The sequence below is a fragment of the Enterobacter sp. Lyrl_3 genome, from assembly GCF_051948675.1.
GTDB classification, from domain to species: domain Bacteria; phylum Pseudomonadota; class Gammaproteobacteria; order Enterobacterales; family Enterobacteriaceae; genus Enterobacter; species Enterobacter cloacae.
In genome coordinates, this window is sequence record NZ_JAYJLI010000001.1 from 542,162 (window position 1) to 565,114 (window position 22,953).

The 22,953-nt window shown below is 57.6% G+C and carries 18 protein-coding genes and 3 tRNA genes; 12 read left to right on the forward strand and 9 right to left on the reverse strand.

Annotated elements, in window-relative coordinates:
- Positions 1–9 precede the first annotated feature (9 nt).
- Entirely contained in the window at positions 10–807 is a 798-nt protein-coding gene (mtfA, locus tag VF709_RS02855) for a DgsA anti-repressor MtfA (RefSeq protein ID WP_048971594.1), read from the forward strand.
- On the opposite strand, the gene VF709_RS02860 is transcribed toward mtfA, so the two are convergent.
- Positions 804–2,015: an MFS transporter gene (locus VF709_RS02860; RefSeq protein WP_149896239.1), complete on the reverse strand. Its 1,212-nt coding sequence runs from the start codon at positions 2,013–2,015 to the stop codon at positions 804–806. The genes mtfA and VF709_RS02860 overlap by 4 nt on opposite strands.
- A 138-nt stretch (positions 2,016–2,153) precedes the next feature.
- Between VF709_RS02860 and VF709_RS02865 the strand changes: the two genes are divergently transcribed.
- The 6 genes from VF709_RS02865 to VF709_RS02890 all read left to right on the forward strand — a co-directional run bounded on the left by VF709_RS02865 (position 2,154) and on the right by VF709_RS02890 (position 10,364).
- Positions 2,154–3,896 (forward strand): IucA/IucC family protein, encoded by a 1,743-nt coding sequence (locus tag VF709_RS02865; RefSeq protein ID WP_149896238.1) that lies wholly within the window; start codon positions 2,154–2,156, stop codon positions 3,894–3,896.
- Entirely contained in the window at positions 3,896–4,843 is a 948-nt protein-coding gene (locus VF709_RS02870) for a GNAT family N-acetyltransferase (RefSeq protein ID WP_023620165.1), read from the forward strand. The genes VF709_RS02865 and VF709_RS02870 overlap by 1 nt, the downstream gene beginning before the upstream one ends.
- Entirely contained in the window at positions 4,840–6,582 is a 1,743-nt protein-coding gene (gene iucC / locus VF709_RS02875) for an IucA/IucC family protein (RefSeq protein ID WP_149896237.1), read from the forward strand. The genes VF709_RS02870 and iucC overlap by 4 nt, the downstream gene beginning before the upstream one ends.
- Complete coding sequence (locus VF709_RS02880) at positions 6,579–7,904, forward strand: lysine N(6)-hydroxylase/L-ornithine N(5)-oxygenase family protein (RefSeq protein ID WP_440230858.1); 1,326 nt, start codon at positions 6,579–6,581, stop codon at positions 7,902–7,904. The genes iucC and VF709_RS02880 overlap by 4 nt, the downstream gene beginning before the upstream one ends.
- 26 nt (positions 7,905–7,930) lie before the next feature.
- Positions 7,931–10,120 (forward strand): TonB-dependent siderophore receptor, encoded by a 2,190-nt coding sequence (locus VF709_RS02885; RefSeq protein ID WP_013097826.1) that lies wholly within the window; start codon positions 7,931–7,933, stop codon positions 10,118–10,120.
- A 168-nt stretch (positions 10,121–10,288) separates the two neighbouring features.
- A tRNA-Asn gene (locus tag VF709_RS02890) sits at positions 10,289–10,364 on the forward strand.
- Between the two features lie 55 nt (positions 10,365–10,419).
- On the opposite strand, the gene VF709_RS02895 is transcribed toward VF709_RS02890, so the two are convergent.
- From VF709_RS02895 to VF709_RS02905, 3 genes are all read right to left on the reverse strand, one after another.
- Complete coding sequence (locus VF709_RS02895; RefSeq protein ID WP_149896236.1) at positions 10,420–10,752, reverse strand: type II toxin-antitoxin system PemK/MazF family toxin; 333 nt, start codon at positions 10,750–10,752, stop codon at positions 10,420–10,422.
- Positions 10,753–11,010, reverse strand: coding sequence for an AbrB/MazE/SpoVT family DNA-binding domain-containing protein (locus VF709_RS02900; RefSeq protein ID WP_020687575.1), 258 nt, complete (start codon positions 11,008–11,010; stop codon positions 10,753–10,755).
- Between the two features lie 347 nt (positions 11,011–11,357).
- Entirely contained in the window at positions 11,358–11,747 is a 390-nt protein-coding gene (locus VF709_RS02905; protein WP_013097827.1) for a RidA family protein, read from the reverse strand.
- Positions 11,748–11,888: 141 nt separating this feature from the next.
- Between VF709_RS02905 and VF709_RS02910 the strand changes: the two genes are divergently transcribed.
- Complete coding sequence (locus tag VF709_RS02910; protein WP_149896235.1) at positions 11,889–12,821, forward strand: LysR family transcriptional regulator; 933 nt, start codon at positions 11,889–11,891, stop codon at positions 12,819–12,821.
- A 47-nt stretch (positions 12,822–12,868) separates the two neighbouring features.
- On the opposite strand, the gene cbl is transcribed toward VF709_RS02910, so the two are convergent.
- Together cbl and nac are read right to left on the reverse strand one after the other, a co-directional pair.
- Positions 12,869–13,819 (reverse strand): HTH-type transcriptional regulator Cbl, encoded by a 951-nt coding sequence (gene cbl / locus VF709_RS02915; RefSeq protein WP_038979628.1) that lies wholly within the window; start codon positions 13,817–13,819, stop codon positions 12,869–12,871.
- A 96-nt stretch (positions 13,820–13,915) separates the two neighbouring features.
- Positions 13,916–14,833 carry a nitrogen assimilation transcriptional regulator NAC gene (gene nac, locus VF709_RS02920; protein ID WP_010432103.1) on the reverse strand — a complete coding sequence of 306 codons (918 nt, stop codon included), beginning with the start codon at positions 14,831–14,833 and terminating at the stop codon, positions 13,916–13,918.
- A gap of 320 nt (positions 14,834–15,153) precedes the next feature.
- Here nac and VF709_RS02925 point away from each other — a divergent pair.
- Positions 15,154–15,229 (forward strand) — tRNA-Asn (locus tag VF709_RS02925).
- A gap of 85 nt (positions 15,230–15,314) precedes the next feature.
- Here the strand turns inward: VF709_RS02925 and ldtA are convergent.
- Positions 15,315–16,250, reverse strand: a complete 936-nt coding sequence (ldtA, locus tag VF709_RS02930) for a L,D-transpeptidase (protein WP_187170816.1) — start codon at positions 16,248–16,250, stop codon at positions 15,315–15,317.
- Positions 16,251–16,442: 192 nt separating this feature from the next.
- On the opposite strand from ldtA, the gene shiA reads away from it, so the two are divergent.
- The 3 genes from shiA (at position 16,443) to VF709_RS02945 (ending at position 21,075) form a co-directional block, all read left to right on the forward strand.
- Positions 16,443–17,756, forward strand: a complete 1,314-nt coding sequence (gene shiA / locus VF709_RS02935; protein WP_149896234.1) for a shikimate transporter — start codon at positions 16,443–16,445, stop codon at positions 17,754–17,756.
- 73 nt (positions 17,757–17,829) lie between these two features.
- Entirely contained in the window at positions 17,830–19,284 is a 1,455-nt protein-coding gene (locus tag VF709_RS02940; protein WP_013097832.1) for an AMP nucleosidase, read from the forward strand.
- Between the two features lie 18 nt (positions 19,285–19,302).
- Complete coding sequence (locus tag VF709_RS02945; protein WP_095908004.1) at positions 19,303–21,075, forward strand: aminopeptidase P family protein; 1,773 nt, start codon at positions 19,303–19,305, stop codon at positions 21,073–21,075.
- A gap of 138 nt (positions 21,076–21,213) precedes the next feature.
- On the opposite strand, the gene VF709_RS02950 is transcribed toward VF709_RS02945, so the two are convergent.
- A tRNA-Asn gene (locus VF709_RS02950) sits at positions 21,214–21,289 on the reverse strand.
- Positions 21,290–21,392: 103 nt separating this feature from the next.
- Positions 21,393–22,847: a multidrug efflux MATE transporter EmmdR gene (gene emmdR, locus VF709_RS02955; protein ID WP_120727113.1), complete on the reverse strand. Its 1,455-nt coding sequence runs from the start codon at positions 22,845–22,847 to the stop codon at positions 21,393–21,395.
- Between the last annotated feature and the right edge of the window lie 106 nt (positions 22,848–22,953).

Sequence of the window (22,953 nt, forward strand, 5' to 3'; positions counted from 1 at the left end):
AGCACAGCGATGATTAAGTGGCCCTGGAAATCAAATGACGCTGGTCAACATGTGGCGCTGCCGTGGGATGACGCGCTGGCGATCCCCGTGCTGGCCAACCTCCAGCCGGATGAACAGTCAAAGCTCATTCAACTGGCGGATCGCTTTTTGCAGCAAAAGCGGCTGGTTCCGCTGCAGGGGTTTGAGCTGGATGCACTTAAAAGCGCGCGTATCGCCCTGCTTTTCTGCCTGCCAGTGCTCGAACTGGGTATCGAGTGGCTGGATGGTTTCCACGAAGTGCTGATCTACCCCGCGCCATTTATCGTTGATGACGAGTGGGAAGATGATATTGGCCTGGTGCATAACCAGCGCGTGGTGCAGTCCGGGCAAAGCTGGCAGCAAGGCCCCATCATCCTCAACTGGCTGGATATTCAGGACTCGTTCGACGCGTCCGGGTTTAACCTGATTGTCCACGAAGTAGCGCATAAGCTTGATACCCGCAACGGCGATCGCGCCAGCGGTGTTCCGCTGATCCCGCTGCGTGAAGTCGCCGGTTGGGAGCACGACCTGCATGCGGCGATGGAAAATATCCAGGATGAGATTGACCTTGTCGGGGAAAGCGCGGCCAGCATTGATGCCTATGCGGCAACCGATCCGGCCGAGTGTTTTGCGGTGCTGTCAGAGTATTTCTTTAGCGCCCCGGAGCTGTTCGCCCCGCGTTTCCCGGCCCTGTGGCAACGTTTTTGTCATTTTTATCAGCAGGATCCCCTGCAGCGTCTGCGCCAAAGTGAGGGTTCCGGCAGCACCGCCTTCCGACACGTCCACTAGGCCCCTGTTTCTGGGGTACGCTCAACCGACCGTACCCCAAAGCTCAAGGCTAAAAACAGTAGCGCCATTGCCCAGGCGGCCACGATTAAAAACGTTTCACCGAATGCGCGCGTCACCAGCGGCACCAGCAACGCGCTGATGCCGTAGCCCAGCGTATGGCTGGTGGCGATCACCCCCGCCCCTTTGCCTGTCGTTAATCTGTCGTTCAGCAGCAGCTGATAGCCGGGCGTTGCCATCGCCGCCCCCAGCGAGGTAATGACGATCCCCACATAGAACAGCGCCACATCCGCGAGACACATCACCCCAAGCCCGACCACCATCAGCACCGCTGCCAGGCAAAGTAACGTCATCGGGCGAAAGTGCTGCGGACGCACCACCAGAAACTGGGCAGCGAGCGTTGCCAGCGCGGCCAGGCTCAGCAGCAGCGCAACGTGATGGCTGATTTGCGCCGCATTGCCGTCCAGCAACGGACTGAGATGGGGTGACAGACCAAGCTGCATCAGGCTCACCAGCGCGGCAAGCAACAGCGCCAGCATAAGATAAGGCAGCATTGATACCTGCAGCCGCGTCGCCTGTTGCGCCACTGGCGGTAAAGGTGGATCGGCCACTTCACGCAGCACCAGCAGCAGGGCGATAAATGGAGCCATAGCCATCAGCCACAGCGGTGCCACCGGGTTAACGCTGAGCATCAGCGCTGCCAGCGGCGGCCCCAGCAGACGCCCGCAGCTGAGGCCCGAGCTTATTGTCGCCAGCGCGGTCATTCTTTTCTCCAGACCCGCACGCTGAATGGCCCACGTCTGGGCCGCCGGCACCAGACCCGAGACCGTCAGGCCGTACAGGGTGCGCGAGAGGATAAGCCCTGCCAGCCCCCAGGCGGCATTGAGCATCCCGTTCGCCATTGCCCAGACCACCAGCGCCATGACGAAGAAACTTGCCAGATAGCCGCTCAGCGAGGCCAGCATCACGCTTTTGCAGCCGTGCCGCTCGCTCTGGCGTCCCCACCAGGGCGAAGCCGGTAAAAAGAGCATCGAACCGAACATCAACAGCCCCGCCCAAACGGAGAGCGATAGCCCGGTCATCGTGACCAGCTGCGGCAGCATGACCAGCAAACCGTTTTGCCCAATCCCCAGTAAACCGGCACACAACGCCAGGGGCCAGTTCGCTTTCGGGGTGAGATTGTCGGTCAGAGTGTCGGAAAGTGAGCGCATAGAATTGTGAACATAGTGTCAATAAATGTGTGGAAATCATGAAGTTTATGAAAACAAATATTGCAAAAATAGTTGCGACTGTAAACAGAATGAATATCATAACGAGAATTATTATCAGTCATGGAATGAGGTACATCTATGCGTACTCTGCCCCGCTCTGCCGGTACAGACGTTGCGGCCCAGTGTTTTTTAAACGCCCTGTTGCGCGAAACGAAGGACTGGCGCTATCTCCCCGCTACCGCTGCGGATGAGCTATCGCAGATCCATATCCCGCTCTCGCAAACCCAGGCCATCCGGGTTTCAGTACACTATTTCTCCCCAACCCAGCATCATCAGTATCGCTTCCCGGCAACGCTCATCCAGACCGACAGCGACCGTAGTGACGCCGTCACTTTCCCTCAACTGGTTGATTTAATTCTTGAAAAACCTGCTGTAAAAGGCTCACTGGATGCCGATACGCTGGCGCGTTTTAAGCAGCGCGCCCTTGAAAGCCATGCCCATACCTGGCAGGCGATAGACTTGCGTCACCGCTGGGCAAACCTGCGCGACACGCCGCTGACGTTCGCCGAGGCGGAACAGGCGCTGCTGGTCGGCCACGCATTCCATCCGGCCCCGAAGTCACACGAGCCGTTTAACGAAGCCGAAGCCCGCCGCTATTTGCCCGATTTCGCCTCCCGCTTTCCGCTGCGCTGGTTTGCGGTTGAGAGTGAACTGATCGCTGGCGAGAGTCTGAACGTCTCCCTGCGTGAACGCCTGCTGCGCTTCGCGGCCCAGAGCGCCCCTGAACTGCTCGGTCATTTCACCGACACCCGCTGGCTGCTGCCGATGCACCCGTGGCAGGCGGAGTACCTGCTCAGTCAGGACTGGTGCCAGCGACTGGTGGCGAAGGGAGCCCTGCAGGATCTGGGCGAAGCGGGCGCGCAGTGGCTGCCCACCAGCTCCTCCCGCTCGCTGTACTGCGAAACCAACAGCGACATGATTAAGTTTTCCCTGAGCGTGCGCCTGACAAACTCCGTGCGCACGCTGTCGGTGAAAGAGGTTAAGCGCGGGATGCGTCTGGCGCGTCTGGCGAAAACGGCGCGCTGGCAGGAGCTCCAGGCGCGCTACCCCACCATGCGCGTGATGCAGGAAGACGGCTGGGCGGGTCTGCGTGACGAAAGCGGCGTCATTCAGGAAGAGAGCCTGATGGCGCTGCGCGTGAACCTGCTGTTTGATACGCCGGATACGCAAACCAACGTGCTGGTGAGCCTGACGCAGGCCGCGCCGGACGGCGGTGACAGCCTGCTGGCGGCTGCGGTCCGCCGTCTGAGCCAGCGTCTGGATCTCCCCCTTGCCCAGGCCGCGCGTTGCTGGCTGGACGCCTATTGCGACCGCGTTCTCCTTCCGCTGTTCAGCGCCGAAGCCGATTACGGTCTGGTCCTGCTGGCACATCAGCAAAACATTCTTGTGGAGATGCAGCAGGACTTCCCGGTCGGGCTTATCTACCGTGATTGCCAGGGCAGCGCCTGGACCGAAGGGGCCGACGCGTGGCTGAAAGAGGCAGGTGAAAGCGAGGTGGAAAACCGCTTCGGCGAGAGCCAGCTGCTGCGCTACTTCCCGTATTACCTGCTGCTGAACTCTACACTCGCCGTCACCGCCGCCCTCGCTGCCGCAGGTTTCGACAGCGAAGAGAGCCTGATGTCACGGGTGCGTGACGCGCTGGCCAGCCTGCGCCAGACCGCGAAGCAGACCCGCTGCCTCGACCACGTGCTCGACAGCCCGACCTGGAACTGTAAAGGCAACTTTTTCTGCTACCTGCACGATCGCAACGAAAACACGATTGCCGATCCGGCAGTGATCTATTTCGACTTTAGCAACCCGTTTTACAAGGAGAAGGCGTGATGGCTAACGCGAATATCGTCCATTCCGGCTACGGCTTTCGTTGCACCGCAACGGACACGTCCTTGCCGCTGACATTAGGCCTCGACGGCAGCGCGGTGCTGGAGCGCCTGCGCGATATCCCGGACGGCTGGCTGGTCGAGGCGCTGGATCAGCTGTTTGTCGCCGCACCGGCACTGACCGGCATCACGCTGCCGTGGGCAGCCTGGCAGGATGAACCACAGGCGCAGGCGTTATTCGCGCTTGCCAGTGGCGATTATCTGGCCCGTGAGACCTTCTGGCAGCTGCCGCTGTGGCTGCAGGGGGAGCGTCCGCAGGCCAGCGGTGGCATGCAATTCGATGAGAGCCGTCAGCTTTACTTCCCGCAGCGCCCTCACCGTCCGCAAGGGGAAGTCTATCGCCGTTACGATGCACAAATTAAACGCACCCTGAGCTTCCGCGTGGCCGACGTGGCGCTGGACGGTGAGCGTTTTACCCAGTGGATGAACAACCCGCGCGTTAATGCGTTCTGGGAGATGGCCGGTCCTCAGGAAGAGCAGGAAAACTACCTGCGCCGTCAGCTCGACTCGACGTACTGCTACCCGGTTATCGGCTGCTTTGACGATCAGCCGTTCGGCTATTTTGAACTCTACTGGGCCGCAGAAGACCGTATCGGACGCCACTATCGCTGGCAGCCGTTTGACCGTGGGCTGCATATGCTGGTCGGCGAAGAGAACTGGCGCGGCGCGCAGTATATCCGTAGCTGGCTGCGCGGTCTGAGCCACTATCTGTGGCTGGATGAACCGCGCACGACGCGCATTGTCGCTGAGCCACGTTTCGACAATCAGCGCCTGTTCCGTCATCTGGCTTCTGCCGGTTTCGACACCGTTAAAGAGTTCGACTTCCCGCATAAACGTTCGCGCCTCATCATGAGCGAGCGTCACCGCTTCTTCAGCGAGGTGGGACTGTGAACGCACTCTGGCAAAAAGTGAACCGCGAGATGGTGGCGAAGATCCTCGCCGAGCTGGAATACGAACGTACCCTGAGCGCCGAGCCGCTGGCCGCTGACCGCTGGCAAATCACCATGGGCAGCGAAACATGGCAGTTTCGCGCCACGCGCGGCATCTGGGGCTGGTTACATATCGATCCCGCCAGTCTGACCACCACCAGCGGTGCCGCCGTGGAAGCGGAAAGCGCATTTTTGCAGCTGGCGACGGTGCTGGAGATGAGCGACGCACAAACGGCAGAGCATCTGGAAGATCTTTACGCCACGCTGCGGGGCGACATGCAGCTGCTGCAGGCGCGAGAGACGCTCGATGCCGACGCGCTTATTCATCTCGACCCGGACGAACTCCAGTGTCTGATGAGCGGCCATCCCAAGTTCATTTTTAACAAGGGACGCCGCGGCTGGGGCCCGGATGCGCTGCGCCAGTACGCGCCGGAATACCGTGGCCGTTTTCTCCTGCACTGGGTTGCCGTGCAGCGCGAGCATCTGGTCTGGAGCAGCGATGTCGATTGCGATATCAACACCCTGCTCGCCAGCACCATGGACAGTGCCGAGCGCGCGCGCTTTGACGCCCGCTGGCATGCGCTGAAGCTTGACGACAGCTGGCTGCCGGTGCCGCTGCACCCGTGGCAGTGGCAGCAAAAAATTGCCGTCCATTTCCTGGCCCAGCTCGCGCGCGGTGAGATGGTAGAGCTGGGGGAATTTGGCGATGAGTATCTGGCCCAACAGTCCCTGCGCACGCTGACCAACGCCAGCCGCCGCGCGCCGTATGACATCAAGCTGCCGCTGACCATCTACAACACCTCCTGCTATCGCGGCATTCCGGGCAAGTACATTGCCGCCGGTCCGCTGGCTTCGCGTTGGTTACAGCAGCAGTTTGCCAGCGACGCCACTCTCACCCGCTCTGGCGCGCAGGTGCTTGGCGAACCCGCCGCCGGATATCTGGCGCATACCGGTTACGCCGCACTACCGAAAGCGCCCTATCGCTATCAGGAGATGCTGGGCGTGATCTGGCGCGAAAACCCGTCCTGCTATCTGCAGGACGGCGAGCAGGCGGTGCTGATGGCGGCGCTGATGGAGACCGACAACGCCGGACGCCCGCTGATTGACGCGTGGATTGCCCATTCCGGATTAACTGCCGAAGCCTGGCTGGAAAAACTGTTCGATGCCACGGTGATCCCGTTCTATCACCTGCTCTGCCGCTACGGCGTGGCGCTCATCGCCCACGGCCAGAACGTGACGCTGGTGATGAAAGACTACGTGCCGCAGCGCATCCTGCTGAAGGATTTCCAGGGTGATATGCGGCTGGTTGATGAAGATTTCCCGCAGGCGGAAAGCCTGCCGCAACAGGTGAAAGCCGTCACGGCGCGCCTGAGCGCGGAGTACATCATCCATGATCTGCAAACCGGCAACTTCGTGACGGTGCTGCGTTTTATCTCGCGTCTCACGCAGCAAAGCGGCGTCAGCGAAACCCGCTTCTACCAGATCCTGGCGCAGGTTTTACGCCGTTATATGGCCGCGCATCCGGAACTTGCAGAACGTTTCGCGAAATTCGACCTGTTTAAGCCGCAGATCATTCGCGTGATCCTCAACCCGGTCAAACTCACCTTCTCCGAACACGACGGTGGCAGCCGCATGCTGCCGAACTACGTCTGCGATCTCGATAACCCCCTTTTTCTGGTCTCCCAGGAGTCAGCGCAATGAAAACGTATGATTTCATCGGCATTGGTATTGGCCCGTTTAACCTCAGCATCGCTGCCCTTGCAGAGGGGCTGGACGGATTCAGTTCACTGTTTCTTGAACGTAAGCCGCATTTCTCCTGGCACCCGGGGATGATGGTGCCGGACTGCCACATGCAAACCAGCTTCCTGAAGGATCTGGTCAGCGCCGTGGAGCCGACCAACCGCCATAGCTTTCTGAACTACCTGGTACAGCGTAAAAAGTTCTACCGTTTTCTGACCACCGAGAAGCGCACCGTCTCCCGCGAGGAGTTTGCTGATTACCTGAGCTGGGCGGCGGATAACCTCACCAACCTCGCCTTCAGCCAGCAGGTGCAGCAGGTGAGTTTTGATGAGGAAAAGGGCCTGTTTGAGGTAGTAACCCAGCGCGATCGCTTCCTGGCGCGCCACGTCTGCGTGGGGATTGGTAAACAGATCAACCTCCCCGACTGTGTGACCGCGCAGGATGACAGCTGCTTCCACGCCAGCGAGATGATGCTGCGCACGCCAGATTTGGCGGGCAAACGGGTGACCGTCGTTGGCGGCGGCCAGAGCGGTGCCGATCTGTTTTTGAATATCTTCCGCGGGGAGTGGGGTCAGCCGCTGAGCCTGAACTGGGTGTCGCGCCGCAACAACTACAACGCCCTGGATGAGGCCGCATTTGCCAACGAGTATTTCACGCCGGAGTACGTGGACAGCTTCTCCACACTTGGTGAAGAGGCCCGTCGGCAGATGCTGCACGAGCAGAAGATGACCTCTGACGGTATCACCACCGAGTCCCTGCTGGCAATTTACCGCGCCATGTATCACCGCTTTGAAGTGCTGCGTGAAAAACCCTGGGCGCACCTGATGCCGTCCCGCTCGGTAACCGCACTCACGCGGCTGCAAAACGGGCAACGCCTGACGCTACAGCATCACCTCGACGGTGGCCGTGAACAGCTGGAGAGCGACGTGGTGATCTTTGCCACGGGCTACCGCGCCGCGCAGCCTGCGTTTCTGGCGCCACTCTCCCATCGTCTGCACCTGGATGCCGACGAAGCTTTTCACATCAACAACGATTTCACCCTTGAATGGGACGGCCCGCAGAGCAACCGCCTGTTTGCCGTGAATGCCGGGATGCACCGTCTCGGTATTGCCGAACCCCAGCTCAGCCTGATGGCCTGGCGCGCCGCGCGAATTCTCAATCGCGCGCACGATGACGAGCCGTTTGAGCTGGCTACTACCCCCGGCGTGATCCACTGGCGTAGCACCACCAGCACGGATAACAGCCAGGTTTTTAAATCATTAGCACAGACCACCGAGTACTGACACACACAATCAGGATCAACATAACAATGAAACGTTCTCATCTTTGGGTTTTAAATCCGTGCTTGCTTGCCATGCTTTCGACCTCTGCGTGGGCAGAAGAACAAAAGGAAGAAAATATCGTTGTCTCCGCAAGCCGCGCACACCGCAGCGTGGCGGAGATGGCGCAGACCACCTGGGTTATCGAGCGTGCGGAAATTGAGCAGCAGGTTCAGGGCGGGAAAGAGATTAAAGACGTGCTGGCGCAGTTGATCCCGGGCATGGACGTCAGCAGCCAGGGGCGCACCAACTACGGTATGAACCTGCGCGGTCGTTCAATGATGGTGATGGTGGACGGCGTGCGTCTGAACTCCTCCCGCAGCGACAGCCGTCAGCTTGACTCTATCGATCCGTTCAACATCGACCGTATAGAAGTGATTTCCGGCGCTACTTCACTGTACGGCGGCGGCAGTACCGGCGGCCTGGTGAACATCGTCACCAAAAAAGGTCAGCCGGAGACGGAAGTCGAATTCCAGACCGGGGCAAAAAGCGGGTTTAACAGCCACAACGACCACGATGAGAACGTGTCGGCGGCGGTCAGCGGCGGCAATGATAATGCGTCTGGTCGCCTGTCCGTTTCTTATCAGCGTTACGGCGGCTGGTATGACGGCAACGGCGACGAGGTGATTATCGATAACACCCAGACCGGGTTACAGTATTCTGACCGTATTGATGTGATGGGCACTGGCACCATCAATATTGACGATCATCAGCAGTTGCAGTTAACCACCCAGTACTACAAGAGCGAATCTGATGGCAAACACGGCCTGTACCTTGGGAAGAATTTCTCGGCGGTTACGGGTGATGCCACCGCGTATAACAAAAACAACCTGGATTCTGACCGTATTCCCGGTACCGAGCGCCATCTGATTAACCTGCAGTACTCTAATACCGATTTCTGGGGTCAGGACCTGGTCGCGCAGATCTACTATCGTGACGAGAGCCTGACCTACTACCCGTTCCCGACCCTGAGCAAAGGGACGGTGACCAGCATCGGTGCCTCCCAGCAGAAAACCGATTTTTACGGCGGTAAGCTGACCCTGAACAGCAAGCCGGTGGATGATTTGACGCTCACCTGGGGTGTGGACGCCGACCATGAAACCTTCGACGCCAACCAGCAGTTCTTCGACCTGAGTAAAGCGGCAGCGAGCGGCGGCATGAAGCTGGACAATGCGTACAACGTGGGGCGTTATCCGGGTTACAGCATTACCAACCTCGCCCCGTTCCTGCAGGCGAGCTACGACATTGACGCCATCACCCTGAGCGGCGGCGTGCGTTACCAGTACACTGAAAACAAGGTGGATGATTTTGTTGGCTACGCCCAGCAGCAGGCCATCGCCACCGGGAAAGCCACCTCAGCAGACGCGGTGCCGGGCGGGAAGACCGATTACAACAACTTCCTGTTTAACGCCGGGATCCTTGGCCGCCTGACCGAACAGCAGCAGCTGTGGTTTAACTTCTCTCAGGGCTTTGAAATTCCGGACCTGGCGAAGTACTACGGCTCCGGCACCTATCAGCTTGTCGACGGGCACTATCGCCTGCTGAATAGCGTGAACGTTAACGACTCGACGCTGGACGGCATTAAAGTTAACGCTTACGAGCTGGGCTGGCGCTACACAGGTGATAACCTGCGCACGCAGGTTGCGGCGTACTACTCGCTCTCGGATAAAACCATCACCATCAACAAAACCGATATGACCATCAACCTGGAAGACGACAAGCGTCGTATCTACGGGGTGGAAGGTCAGGTGGACTATTTCTTCACCGACAGCGACTGGAGCACCGGCGCGAACTTTAACGCCATTAAGTCTGAAACCCGTGAAAACGGTAAATGGGAGAAGCTGACGGTAGACAGCGCCAGCCCGTCGAAAGCCAGCGCCTGGGTCAACTGGGCGCCGGGCGACTGGACCCTGCGCGTGCAGAGTACCCAGACCTTTGACGTCTCTGATGCCGACGGTAAGAAGATCGATGGCTATAACACGGTAGATTTCCTGGGCAGCTACGCCCTGCCGGTGGGTAAAGTGAGTTTCAGCGTGGAAAACGTGCTGGACAAAGACTACACCACCGCCTGGGGACAGCGCGCACCGGGGCTGTATAGCCCAACGTATGGCGCACCGGGTCTGTATACCTATAAAGGCCGTGGCCGCACGTTTGGTCTGAACTACTCCGTTCTATTCTAAACAACTGCGCCGCCTGCCCGTGGGTGGCGCATCCTGCTGTGTAATTTCGCCGCAAATTTGCTATAAAATCAGCGATTTGCTGAAATTGTCGGCAAACGATCAAAAAGGGTGTTTTCACCCTTTGACAAGGCGAACCGAGGTCGCTACTATGCGCCTCGTTCACACGATTCCTCTGTAGTTCAGTCGGTAGAACGGCGGACTGTTAATCCGTATGTCACTGGTTCGAGTCCAGTCAGAGGAGCCAAATTTGAAAAGCCTGCTTTTAAAGCAGGCTTTTTGCTTTTGTGCGTCTCTGGCGATTAACTCAAAATCGCATCCAGTCTGGCAAGCACCTCATTTACGACGGCGTCGGGCACGCGTTCCAGCCTTTTGCCGTTCCGGGCCTCCATATCGATGGTTCTGGGCTGGTCGCAGCGAATAATGCCCATTGTTTTTGTCCCTGCCCCATCCAGTGAAACGGTGAAACCTGCTGTACGAGCAAAGTTACCGCCGCTGGTGACGGGAACCACTACCGGTAGCCGGGTCACCTTGTTAAACGATGCCTTCGATACGATGAGTACCGGACGTTTTCCACTTTGCTCGTGGCCAGCAATCGGATCCAGTGAAACAAGCCAGATTTCCCCTCGGTCCATTTACAGGATCTCCTTTCCTGTTGCAGGCGCATCAATCCATTCCCGATCCTCTTCGCTCATTTCAGCATGCGGATCGCACTGCGCCAGCAGCTCCTCCAGCGAATAATGTGGCCGTTTCTGGGGTTCAATTATCAGGCAGCCATTATCAATCGTCATTCCCACTTCGCTGTCTATCGACAGCTCCAGCGTCTTCAGCACGGCGGGAGGAACCGCCAGCATGATGGAACCGCCAACCTTTTTCAGGCGAGTTGTATACATAGAGCACCTCCGGATATTATATTTTAATATAACATCCACGACAGAATGTGCACAATTATTCATCAGGTTCATGGTGATTTCCTTTGCGTAATAAAATGTGAAGAAAGCAGGCGGGAACGTTGCTCGTGGCAAGAAGGCCGATAATAGAAAATTGTTTATGTGTTTCAAAGGAATATGGCGGATCGGATAAACAAAATGCGAGGCGGTTTCAGAATTGAAGCCGTGTCGGCGAAGTGACAGCGCTCGAGCGATTGAAGGGAACCAAATTTGAAAAGCCTGCTTTTGAAGCAGGCTTTTTGCTTTTGTGCGTTCGGAAAATTTGCCGGGTGGCGGAAAGCCCCTAACGCTCAGGGCAGCCTGGCAATCACCTTAATCTCAAACTGGAATCCGTACAGCCATGTCACGCCGATCCCGGTCAACGTTGGGTAAGGCGCTTCCCCCCAATATTCTGGCAGGATACTCCAGATAGCGTCGAGGTTTGACTCGGGATCGACGACAAAAAGGGTAACGTCAACCACGTCATCGAACGTGCAGCCCGCAGCCGCGAGGACAGCATTAAGATTATTGAATGCCAGCCTGACCTGCGCTTTTAGATCGGGCTCAGGCGAGCCATCCTCACGGCTACCCACCTGCCCCGAAACGAACAGGAAACCGTTAGATTTGATGGCCGGTGAATAGCGATTGCGCTCATAGAGCGCCTGGCGTCCTGAGGGAAAAACTGCTTCGCGTGCTGTCATATTTACACCTTTGCAATGGGGCGAAATCTGCCCAATGAACTTAAAGACACTTTACAGGTGCAGGATCGGGCGGATAAACAAGCGACTTTGTCCATCATTGTTTGTAATATCCAAACAATCGGTGAAAAGAGAGGATAAGGAATGGATCGTTTCGATGCGATGCGCGCCTTTGCTCGCGTGGTAGAGGCAGGTAGCTTCACAAAGGCTGCCCAAACGCTTCATATGAGCAAAACCACGGTGACGCAGCTTATTCAGCAGCTGGAAGCGCGCCTGCGCGTCAGATTGCTCCATCGCACCACCCGCAAGCTCAGCGTCACTCCAGATGGCGCGGTCTACTACGAACGCGTCATCCGCCTGCTGGCGGACATGGAAGATGCTGAAAACAGCCTGTCCAGTGCGGCAATTACGCCCAGGGGACGGCTACGGGTGGATGTGCCCAGTCCGCTGGCCCGCCTCATCCTGGTGCCGGCGCTACCGGCTTTCCATGCACGCTACCCTGACATTCAGTTCGACATGGGCGTGAGCGACCGGGTGGTGGACCTGATTGGCGACAACGTGGATTGCGTGCTACGCGGCGGCGAGATCACCGATCAGTCCCTGATTGCACGCCATGTCGGAGATTTGCAAATCGGCGTCTACGCCGCCCCCAGTTATCTGGAACGCCTTGGCCCCCCTTCGCACCCGCGAGAGCTGGAAAACACCGACCATCGCAGAGTAGGGTTCTTGTCCTCACGCACCGGTAAGATTGATCCTCTGGTACTGCGCAGTGAGAGTGAACGTATTGAAATCACGGGCAGCTATGTACTCGCTGTGGATGATGGCAATGCTTACCTCGAAGCTGGGTTAGCGGGATTAGGCGTGATCGCGCTGCCACTCTATATGGCGGCAGCGCATCAGGCTCGTGGTGCCTTGATTCCGCTATTTGAACACTGGCGTATTGCTCCAATGCCCCTGTACCTGGCGTTTCCGCCAAACCGCCATGTCAACGCCAGACTGCGCGTTTTTATTGACTGGATCGTTGAATTGATGCAGCAGCATGTCACCAACACCAACCGAAAGGGAATTCTGATTTAGCTTGTTTATTCGCTAGTTACTGGCTAAGGCGATCCCGGCCAGAGGAACTAAATCTGATAATCAATCGCCACTTCTTCCGGCTCCATCACCTGGCGTTTGATTTCGTCAACGGACAGCCCGGCGTTGCAGAGTTCGATAAAGCGCCACACGTAGTTGCGCTGGAGCTGTCCGCGCTTGAGGCCAAGCCATACGGTATTGGCGTCAAACAGATGACGTGTATCCAGACGCACGAGGTTCCCGGTATCGCCCTCGCCGCCGGACTGTTCCGCCACCAGGCCAATGCCCAGCCCCAGCTCAACGTAGGTTTTGATCACATCAGAATCCTGTGCGCTCAGCACCACATCCGGCGCTAACCCTTTGCGGTTGAAGGCCTCGTCGATGCGCGAACGCCCGGTAATACCCTGGCGATACGTAATCAGCGGCCATTTCGCGATCGCTTCCAGCGTTAGCGGTGAAACCTGATTCAACGGATGATCGAGCGGGAGCAACAGGCTGTGGTACCAGCGGAACCAGGGGAAAGCCACCAGCAGCGGGTCGTTGCTCAGGCGTTCGCTGGCGATACCAATATCCGCCCCACCGTTTTGCAGCAGCATTTCAATTTCCTGTGGCGTGCCCTGAATAAGCTCCAGGCGAACGTCAGGGAAAATTTCACGAAACGCTTTTATCACTGGCGGCAGGCTGTAACGTGCCTGAGTATGGGTAGTGGCGATGGTGAGCACGCCGGAGGCATCATTGGTAAAGAGATCCGCCAGGCGACGGACATTGCTGGCCTCGTTGAGGATCCGCTCAGCGATGGTCAGCAACGCTTTACCTGGCTCCGTCATGCCAAGCAGGCGCTTGCCGCGACGGATAAAAATCTCAATGCCAAGCTCCTCTTCCAGCTCGCGAATATGGCGGCTGACACCCGACTGGGAGGTGTAAAGCATATTGGCGACTTCGGTCAGGTTATAGTCCCGCCTGGCCGCCTCACGGATAATTTTAAGTTGCTGGAAATTCACGATTCACTCCGGCGCATCTGACATAGCTCTATTGTTAGAGTCAGCTGAGCTGCAGAACAAATAATAAAAACCAGCATCTTATGCTTTTCTGGAATATTAACTCACGAGCTGCAGTTCACGATTCTCCAGCGATGGCTTACTGACCAGTGACATTAAAATTTCTTTCACCGCCTGCGCCTGTGGCGACAGCGAGCCACGGGCGGACATGTTCAGCGACAGCGGTAAACTCATTGATGGCGTGGTGATGCGCGCCATCCAGCCATTTGCTGCGCTGCACAGCGAGCGGGCGGCGGATTCCGGCAGCACCGTGACGCCCATCCCACTGGCGATCGCCGCAGTCAGCGTGGAGATGGAGTCAATTTCACCGATGATTTTCGCCGTCAGGCGGCGCAGGGAGAACGCTTCGTCCACGCGCACGCGCACGGCGCTGTAATCACGCGGCAGGAAAAGATTCATCTCTGCAACCGCAGTGAGGTCAACGCTTTGCCCCGGACAATCGCGGGTGCCCACGAGATACAGATCTTCTTTCAGCAGCGGCTGGCTGGTGATCCCCGCAACCGGAGAGCGATCGTAAAGCACCGCCATATCCAGCTGGCCATTGAGCAGCTTGTCATTCAGGACAGAGCCGCTGTTCTCGTGCAGATAGACCAGCACTTCCGGCAGCTCAGCGCGCACCGCCTGCAGCAGTGGCATGGTGATGGAAGACGCAGCGGTCCCCGGTGCCAGCCCGATGGAAACGTGTCCGCTCAGCGTCTGGCCAACATTATTAACCGCCAGCTGCGCCTGTTCGCACTGACGAAGAATGGTGCGCGCGTGGGTATACAGGATCTTGCCTGCTTCCGTTGGGGTCACGCCGCGTTTGGTGCGGATCAACAGCTGCTGATCCATTTCGCCTTCCAGAGTAGCCACCTGCTGGCTCAGCGCAGGCTGCGCGATATGCAGCACTTCCGCCGCTTGAGTCAGGCTGCCGATATCGACGATTTTTACGAAGTATTTCAGTCGTCTTAAGTTCATTTTGCCCCCTGTTCGAAATGCTGTGCCGGTACTGGCTGTTGTTGTTGAACAGGTTTTGCAATATGAATGCCAGTTTTACCAGCAGGTCTGATTTGTTCGCTAAGCGCCTGAAAATAAGGAAACCTAATCATAGGTGTCGGATTTATTACTGAAACAGCGGTTTATGATCTGCCCCATAAGAGGTATATCCGCACCACAACGGTGCATTACGTTGGCAAAATCGCCACTTTGCTGAAATTGTCAGCAAACAGACGCAAAGCGTGGTTTCACCCTTTGACAAGGCGTACGCAGGCCGTTACTATGCGCCCCGTTCACACGATTCCTCTGTAGTTCAGTCGGTAGAACGGCGGACTGTTAATCCGTATGTCACTGGTTCGAGTCCAGTCAGAGGAGCCAAATTTGAAAAGCCTGCTTTTAAAGCAGGCTTTTTGCTTTTGTGCGTTCTGGAAAACTGCCGGGTGGCGGCTTCGCCTTACCCGGCCTACGGGACTGTAGGCCCGGTAAGCGCAGCGCCACCGGGCAAAGCAAGCTTAACCGGCATCCCGGATCGACGTTCCAGCTCAGCGCCCGCCCCCTCGTTTATTAGCTGTGCCCGCAACGCGGGGGTAATCGGCAGCGGCACTTTATTGGTTGATTCAAATTCTGCGCGGTTGCGCGACAGCGGTTCGTGCACTTCCACCCAGCGGCTGCCGTCCGGCTCCGTCGTCACTTTTACAGGCTGATCGATAAGCTGTACGCGCGTGCCTGGCGACACATTGTCGAAAAGGTATTTGATATCGTTATTACGCAGGCGAATGCACCCCTGACTGACGCGCAGGCCGATGCCGAAATTCGAGTTGGTACCGTGAATGGCATAAAGCCTGCCAATATAGAGCGCATACAACCCCATCGGGTTATCCGGCCCGGCGGGCACGAATGCGGGCAACGTTTTCCCCTCTTTCGCGTATTCACGCCGGGTGTTTGGCGTGGGCGACCAGGTTGGTCCTTCCTGCTTGCGCTCGACGGCTGTCACCCAGTTGCGTGGCGTTTCGCGCCCGGCCTGGCCAATACCAATGGGAAACACCTCAACGGTATTGCTGCCTGGCGGATAATAGTAAAGGCGCATTTCCGCCACGTTCACCACGATGCCTTTGCGAACCGTATCGGGAAGAATGAGCTGCTGAGGTACCACCAGTCGGGTACCGGATTGCGGTAAAAACGGATCAACACCGGGGTTTGCCTCCAGCATGTTGCTCAGCCCCTGCCCGTGCTGCGCGGCAAACGCTTCAAGCGGCAAGGTATTGTGGTCCGGTACGGTAATAACCTGCGCGCTGCCCACCAGCCGACTCCCGGCGGGCGGCAAAGGATAACTCACCGCCTGGACACTCTGGCTTATGAGCAAGGCAGCCAGACAGCCCAGCACATTTCTACGAGGCATATTCCCTTCCTTAGTCGCTTCACTATTTGCTAAGCATAGCGTAGCCGCTTTGCATTACCCATCAGGAAATAAAATCAGTTTCCTCGTGCCGCCCGTCGCGGTAGTCTCATAGATCGCGTCGCTATGACGATGGCTTTGTGAGTAACCTTTTCTTATACCAATAAATAAAAAATCAGTGCAGACAGGACAACTATGGACTCCACCCTCATCTCCACACGTCCCGGCGAGGGGACCCCTTGCCTTAACCGTGCCCGCCGCGCCGCCTTTGGCAGCTTCGCGGGGGCCGTCGTGGACTGGTATGATTTTTTGCTCTACGGCATCACCGCCGCTCTGGTGTTTAACCGCGAATTCTTTCCGCAAATTAGCCCCGCCATGGGCACGCTCGCCGCGTTTGCCACCTTTGGCGTCGGCTTCCTGTTCCGCCCGCTGGGCGGGGTGATCTTCGGCCACTTTGGCGACCGACTTGGCCGCAAACGCATGCTGATGCTCACCGTCTGGATGATGGGGATCGCCACTGCGCTCATCGGTATTTTGCCGTCGTTTGCCACGATTGGCTGGTGGACTCCGGTACTGCTGGTCACCCTGCGCGCCATTCAGGGCTTTGCCGTGGGCGGCGAATGGGGCGGCGCGGCGCTGTTATCGGTCGAAAGCGCACCGAAAAATAAGAAAGCGTTCTACAGCAGCGGCGTGCAGGTTGGGTACGGCGTGGGTCTGTTGCTCTCCACCGGGCTGGTGTCGCTTATCAGTCACTTCACGACCGATGAGCAGTTTCTGAGCTGGGGCTGGCGCATTCCCTTCATCTTCAGCATTGTACTGGTTATCGCCGCGCTGTGGATCCGTAACGGAATGGAAGAGTCCGCCGAGTTTGAACAGCAGCGGGAAAACCCCGTTGCCAGAAAACGGCTGCCGGTGATGGAGGCGCTTGTACGTCATCCTGGCGCTTTTCTGAAAATTATCGCCCTGCGCCTGTGCGAGCTGCTGACGATGTATATCGTCACCGCGTTTGCCCTGAACTATTCCACGCAGAACCTCGGCCTCCCCCGTGAGCTGTTCCTGAATATCGGTCTGCTGGTGGGCGGGATCAGCTGTCTGACAATCCCCTGCTTCGCCTGGCTTGCGGATCGGTTTGGCCGCCGCCGCGTCTATATTACCGGTGCGCTGATTGGCTCCCTCAGCGCCTGGCCGTTCTTTATGGCGCTGGAGGCACAGTCGGTCTTCTGGATAGTCTTCTTTGCCATTATGCTCGCCAACATTGCCCACGACATGGTGGTCTGCGTGCAGCAACCGATGTTTACCGAACTGTTCGGCGCAAGCTACCGCTACAGCGGGGCGGGCGTAGGATACCAGGTGGCGAGCGTCGTGGGCGGCGGATTTACGCCGTTTATTGCCGCCGCGCTGGTGACGTTCTCCGGCGGAAACTGGCACAGCGTGGCAGGCTACCTGCTGGCAGGCTGCCTGCTGTCGGCCGCCACGGCGCTGGTGATGAAAGAGACACACCATCCCTGATCTCCCTTTTGTTTCACAGGCGTGTGACATACTATCGGGTATAGCAGCACACCTGTGGAACAAGGAGACAGACATGAATAATAAGGGCTCCAGCCTGACCCCGGCTCAGGCACTGGAAAAACTCGACGCGCTGTACGAACAGTCCGTCAATGCGCTGCGCAGCGCCATCAGTGAGTACATCGAAACAGGGAAACTTCCCGACGAAAAGGCCAGAACCCAGGGCCTTTTTGTTTATCCATCGCTCTCTGTCACCTGGGACGGCAGCGCCAGTACCACGCCAAAGACCCGTGCCTACGCGCGTTTTACCCACTCCGGCTGCTACAGCACCACCGTGACCCGCCCTGCATTGTTCCGTCCTTATCTTGAGGAGCAACTCACTCTGCTCTATCAGGATTACGGCGCACACATTGCCGTTGAGCCATCACAGCATGAAATCCCCTATCCGTACGTGATTGACGGTTCGGCGTTAACGCTCGATCGCTCCATGAGCGCAGGGCTGACGCGCCATTTCCCGACGACCGAGCTGTCGCAGATTGGCGATGAGACCGCCGACGGCATTTATCACCCGGCAGAGTTCTCCCCCTTGTCGCATTTTGACGCCCGCCGTGTGGATTTCTCCCTGGCGCGCCTGCGTCACTACACAGGGACGCCAGCCGAGCATTTCCAGCCGTTCGTACTGTTTACCAACTACACCCGCTATGTCGACGAATTTGTCCGCTGGGGCTGTAGCCAGATCCTTGACCCGGAGAGCCCTTATATCGCCCTCTCCTGCGCCGGTGGGATCTGGATCACCGCCGAAACCGAAGCGCCTGAGCAGGCTATCTCCGATCTGGCGTGGAAGAAGCACCAGATGCCAGCCTGGCACCTGATCACCGCCGACGGCCAGGGCATTACGCTTATCAACATCGGTGTGGGTCCGTCAAACGCCAAGACCATCTGCGACCATCTGGCGGTGCTGCGCCCGGACGTCTGGCTGATGATTGGTCATTGCGGTGGGTTGCGTGAAAGCCAGCTGATTGGCGACTACGTGCTGGCCCACGCCTACCTGCGTGATGACCACGTGCTTGACGCCGTGCTCCCGCCGGACATCCCGATCCCAAGCATTGCCGAAGTGCAGCGCGCGCTGTACGACGCCACCAAAGAGGTGAGCGGCATGCCGGGTGAAGAGGTCAAACAGCGGCTGCGTACCGGCACGGTAGTCACAACAGATGACCGTAACTGGGAGCTGCGCTATTCCGCCTCTGCCCTGCGCTTCAACCTGAGCCGCGCGGTGGCGATTGACATGGAAAGCGCCACCATTGCCGCTCAGGGTTATCGCTTCCGTGTGCCTTACGGCACGCTGTTATGCGTTTCCGATAAACCGCTGCACGGTGAAATCAAGCTACCGGGACAGGCAAACCGGTTCTACGAAGGGGCTATCTCCGAACACCTGCAAATCGGCATTCGCGCCATTGATTTGCTGCGGGCAGAAGGTGACCGGCTGCACTCACGCAAGCTGCGTACCTTTAACGAACCGCCATTCCGCTGATAACAATAAGGAAAAATAATGCACACCCCATCACCGTTACCGGCCCTGCGTCAGTGGCTACAGGAAAATAAGCTCGACGGGATGATCGTCCCGCGCGCAGATGCCTGGCAGAGCGAATACTGCGCGCCGTATGATGAAAAACTGGCCTGGCTGACTGGCTTCGATGGCTCGGCGGGGCTGGCACTGGTGCTAAAAGACAAGGCTCTGCTCTTTGTCGATGGCCGCTATCAGGTTCAGGCCCGCGTGCAGGTCAATATGGATGAAGTAGAGATCCATCATCTGCACAACGAGCCGCTGGCACAATGGCTGACGGCCAACGTTGAAGCTGGCACCCGTATTGGTTTTGAAGCGCTGCTGATGACCAATGCCGATTATGAGACGCTGTCTGCGACACCGTGCGAAATGGTGCCGCTTAACCAGTCACCGTTTGATACGTTATGGACCGATCGCCCTGCCGCTCCGGCGGGGCTTATCCGCGAGATGCCCGTTGAAATCAGTGGTGAAAGCAGCGCCGATAAACGTCAGCGCGTTGCCGCCGTACTGGCCGAGAACAATGCCGATTATCTGGCCGTGACCCTGCCGGATAACATCGCCTGGCTGCTTAACGTGCGCGGTTCAGATATTCCCACCAGCCCGGTTCCGCTCTCTTTTGCCCTGCTCAGTCGGGACGGTAGCGTTGAGTGGTTCGTTAACGACAATAAGCTAAGCAACCTGCCTGATAGCGTGCGAAACGCTTTTACCATTGCGCCGCAGGATGCCTTTATTGAACGCTGCCAGCGCCTTTCTCACGGTAAACGGGTGATGGTAGATGCCGATTCAGCGCCGGTGGCTCTGCGTTTTGCCATTGAGCCACACGGCGACATTCTCTGGCGCACCGAGCCCATCACGCTGATGAAGGCCAATAAAAATCCGGTAGAACTGGCGGGTTACCGGGAGTCTCATCATCAGGACGGTGCCGCGTGGGTCAATTTCCTGGCCTGGCTGAGCCGTGAAGTGCCCGCACGTGCGGCAGCAGGCCAGCCGCTGACCGAGCTGGAGGCCCAGGCACAGCAACTCGCGTTTCGCGAGTTGCAGCCAGGCTTTATTGAGCAAAGTTTTGCGACCATTTCGGCCTCATCCAGCAATGCGGCGATGTGCCACTACCACTCAAGCGAAGCCAGCAACAAACCCATCGGCCATGACCACTTTTATCTAAATGATTCTGGTGGTCAGTACCATAATGGTACCACTGACGCCACGCGTACCCTGGCGTGGGGCAAGGTCAGCCCACCGCAGCGCTTACACTACACCGCCGTGCTGAAAGGTTTTCTGTCGCTGATTACCTTGCAGTTCCCGTCCGGCACCCAGGGGCATCAGCTGGATGCCTTCGCGCGTCGGCCGCTGTGGGAGATGGGGCTGGATTTCGATCACGGAACGGGCCATGGCGTGGGTCATCAGTTGCTTATCCATGAGAACCCGCATCGCATCGCTAAAAAGGTCAACCCATGGCCGCTGGTGGCGGGCAATATTATGACTATCGAGCCGGGATACTATCTGGCGGATAGCCATGGGATCCGCATTGAAAATCAGGTGGAGATTGTGGAAAGCTCTCCAGGATTCTGCAAATTTGCCTCGTTGACGCTGATCCCAATCGACCTCAGCCAGGTCGAACTCAATCTGTTAAACGAGCAGGAAAAGCAGTGGCTGGATGAGTATCACCAGCAGGTGCGCGAAGCGCTGTCCCCGCTGGTGGAGAGCGACGCGCGTCCGTGGCTGGTGGAGGCGACGGCGCCGATTCGTGTTAACCGGTAGTGCGGTTTATTGCCGGGTGGCGGCTTCGCCTTACCCGGCCTACTCGTCCGTAGGCCCGGTAAGCGCAGCGCCACCGGGCAATTTTTACCTGCTGCACAAAAGCAAAAAGCCTGCTTTAAAAGCAGGCTTTTCAGAATGTGGCTCCTCTGACTGGACTCGAACCAGTGACATACGGATTAACAGTCCGCCGTTCTACCGACTGAACTACAGAGGAATCGTGTGAACGGGGCGCATATTATCGATGCTACCCGGTGTTGTCAAAGGCAGAATGCAGATTTCCGATCGTTTGCCGATTTATTCAACATTTCGCACATTTGTCAGGCATTGTGCCGCGGATATTTCCAGAGCCAGCGCCCACTTACCATACGCCAGTAGAACAATGCCCCACGCACGGCCCAGTCAAGGAACATCCCCAGCCAGACACCGACGACCCCCATACCGAGCATGACCCCCAGCGTATAACCCGCTACCACGCGGCAACCCCACATGCCGAGCATAGAGACCCACATCGCAAAGCGGGCATCGCGTGCCCCTTTTAACCCGGCTGGCAGTACCCAGGACGCCGCCCAGATCGGCATAAATGCCGCGTTGAGCCAAATCAGGATCTTAACGACCTCTTTAACATCATCTTCGTGGGTATAGAACGAGGCCATCAGCCCGGCAAAGGGCGCACTCCCCCACGCAATTATCGTCAGACCAATGGTCGACAGCCAGAAGACATGGCGCAGCTGCCGCTCCGCCTGCCCTATCTGCCCTTTGCCGAGCCGTTTACCGGTGATGATGGTGGAGGCCGACCCTAAGGCGTTACCCGGCAGGTTAATCAGCGAGGCGATGGAGAAGGCAATAAAGTTACCGGCAATCACATCTGTCCCCATACCGGCAACAAACATCTGGGTAAGCAGTTTACCGCCGTTGAACAGTACCGACTCGATACTGGCAGGAATACCAATCCCCATCACTTCCCAGATAATGGCGAAGTTAAAGGGTCGGAAGTAGCTTTTTAACGTGAGGCGCAGCGATGGCGTGATCCCCGCCATCAACACCCCGAGGATGGCTGCCGCACCAATGTAGCGGGAGATAGTCAGCCCCAGCCCTGCACCAACAAACCCCATCCCCTCCCAGGAGAAAACACCGTAGATCAGGACGCTACTGATCATGATATTCAGGATGTTCATTCCGCCGTTGATCAGCAGCGGAATTTTTGTGTTGCCCGCCCCGCGCAGCGCGCCGCTACCGATCAGTGCGATGGCTGCGGCAGGATAGCTTAAGACCGTCATTTCCAGATAGGTCAGCGCCAGATCCTTAACTTCATTCGTCGCTTCACCCGCGACAAAGTCGATAATCTCTTTGCCGAAATAGTGGATCACCGCCGCCAGGATGATCGAAAAGAGGGTCATGATCATCAGCGACTGCCGGGCGGCTTCGCGGGCACGCTTCGGATCCAGCTTGCCCAGGCTAAAGGCCACCACCACCGTGGTACCAAGATCGATTGCGGCAAAGAAAGACATCACCACCATGTTAAAACTGTCCGCCAGCCCGACCCCGGCCATCGCCTCTTTACCCAGCCAGCTCACCAGGAAGGTGCTCAACACCCCCATCAGCAGAACGCAGGTATTCTCCAGAAAAATAGGTACGGCAAGCGGGGTGATTTCACGCCAGAACAGAACACGATAGCTTTTACGTTTTGCATACCATGGCGTGCGCATAATCGCCTGGCGGAGAGTGGCAGTAACGTTCAAAATGGACCTTAGCGAGAAAAGTTGAAACTCCATTTCAAATGATGGGGGAGAAAAGCTCATCCTGCAAAGTATTTTCCATAAAAAGATGTCTGGATTTGCAACAAACTGATGACAGAATCGGCAATCGATCGCTAATCAC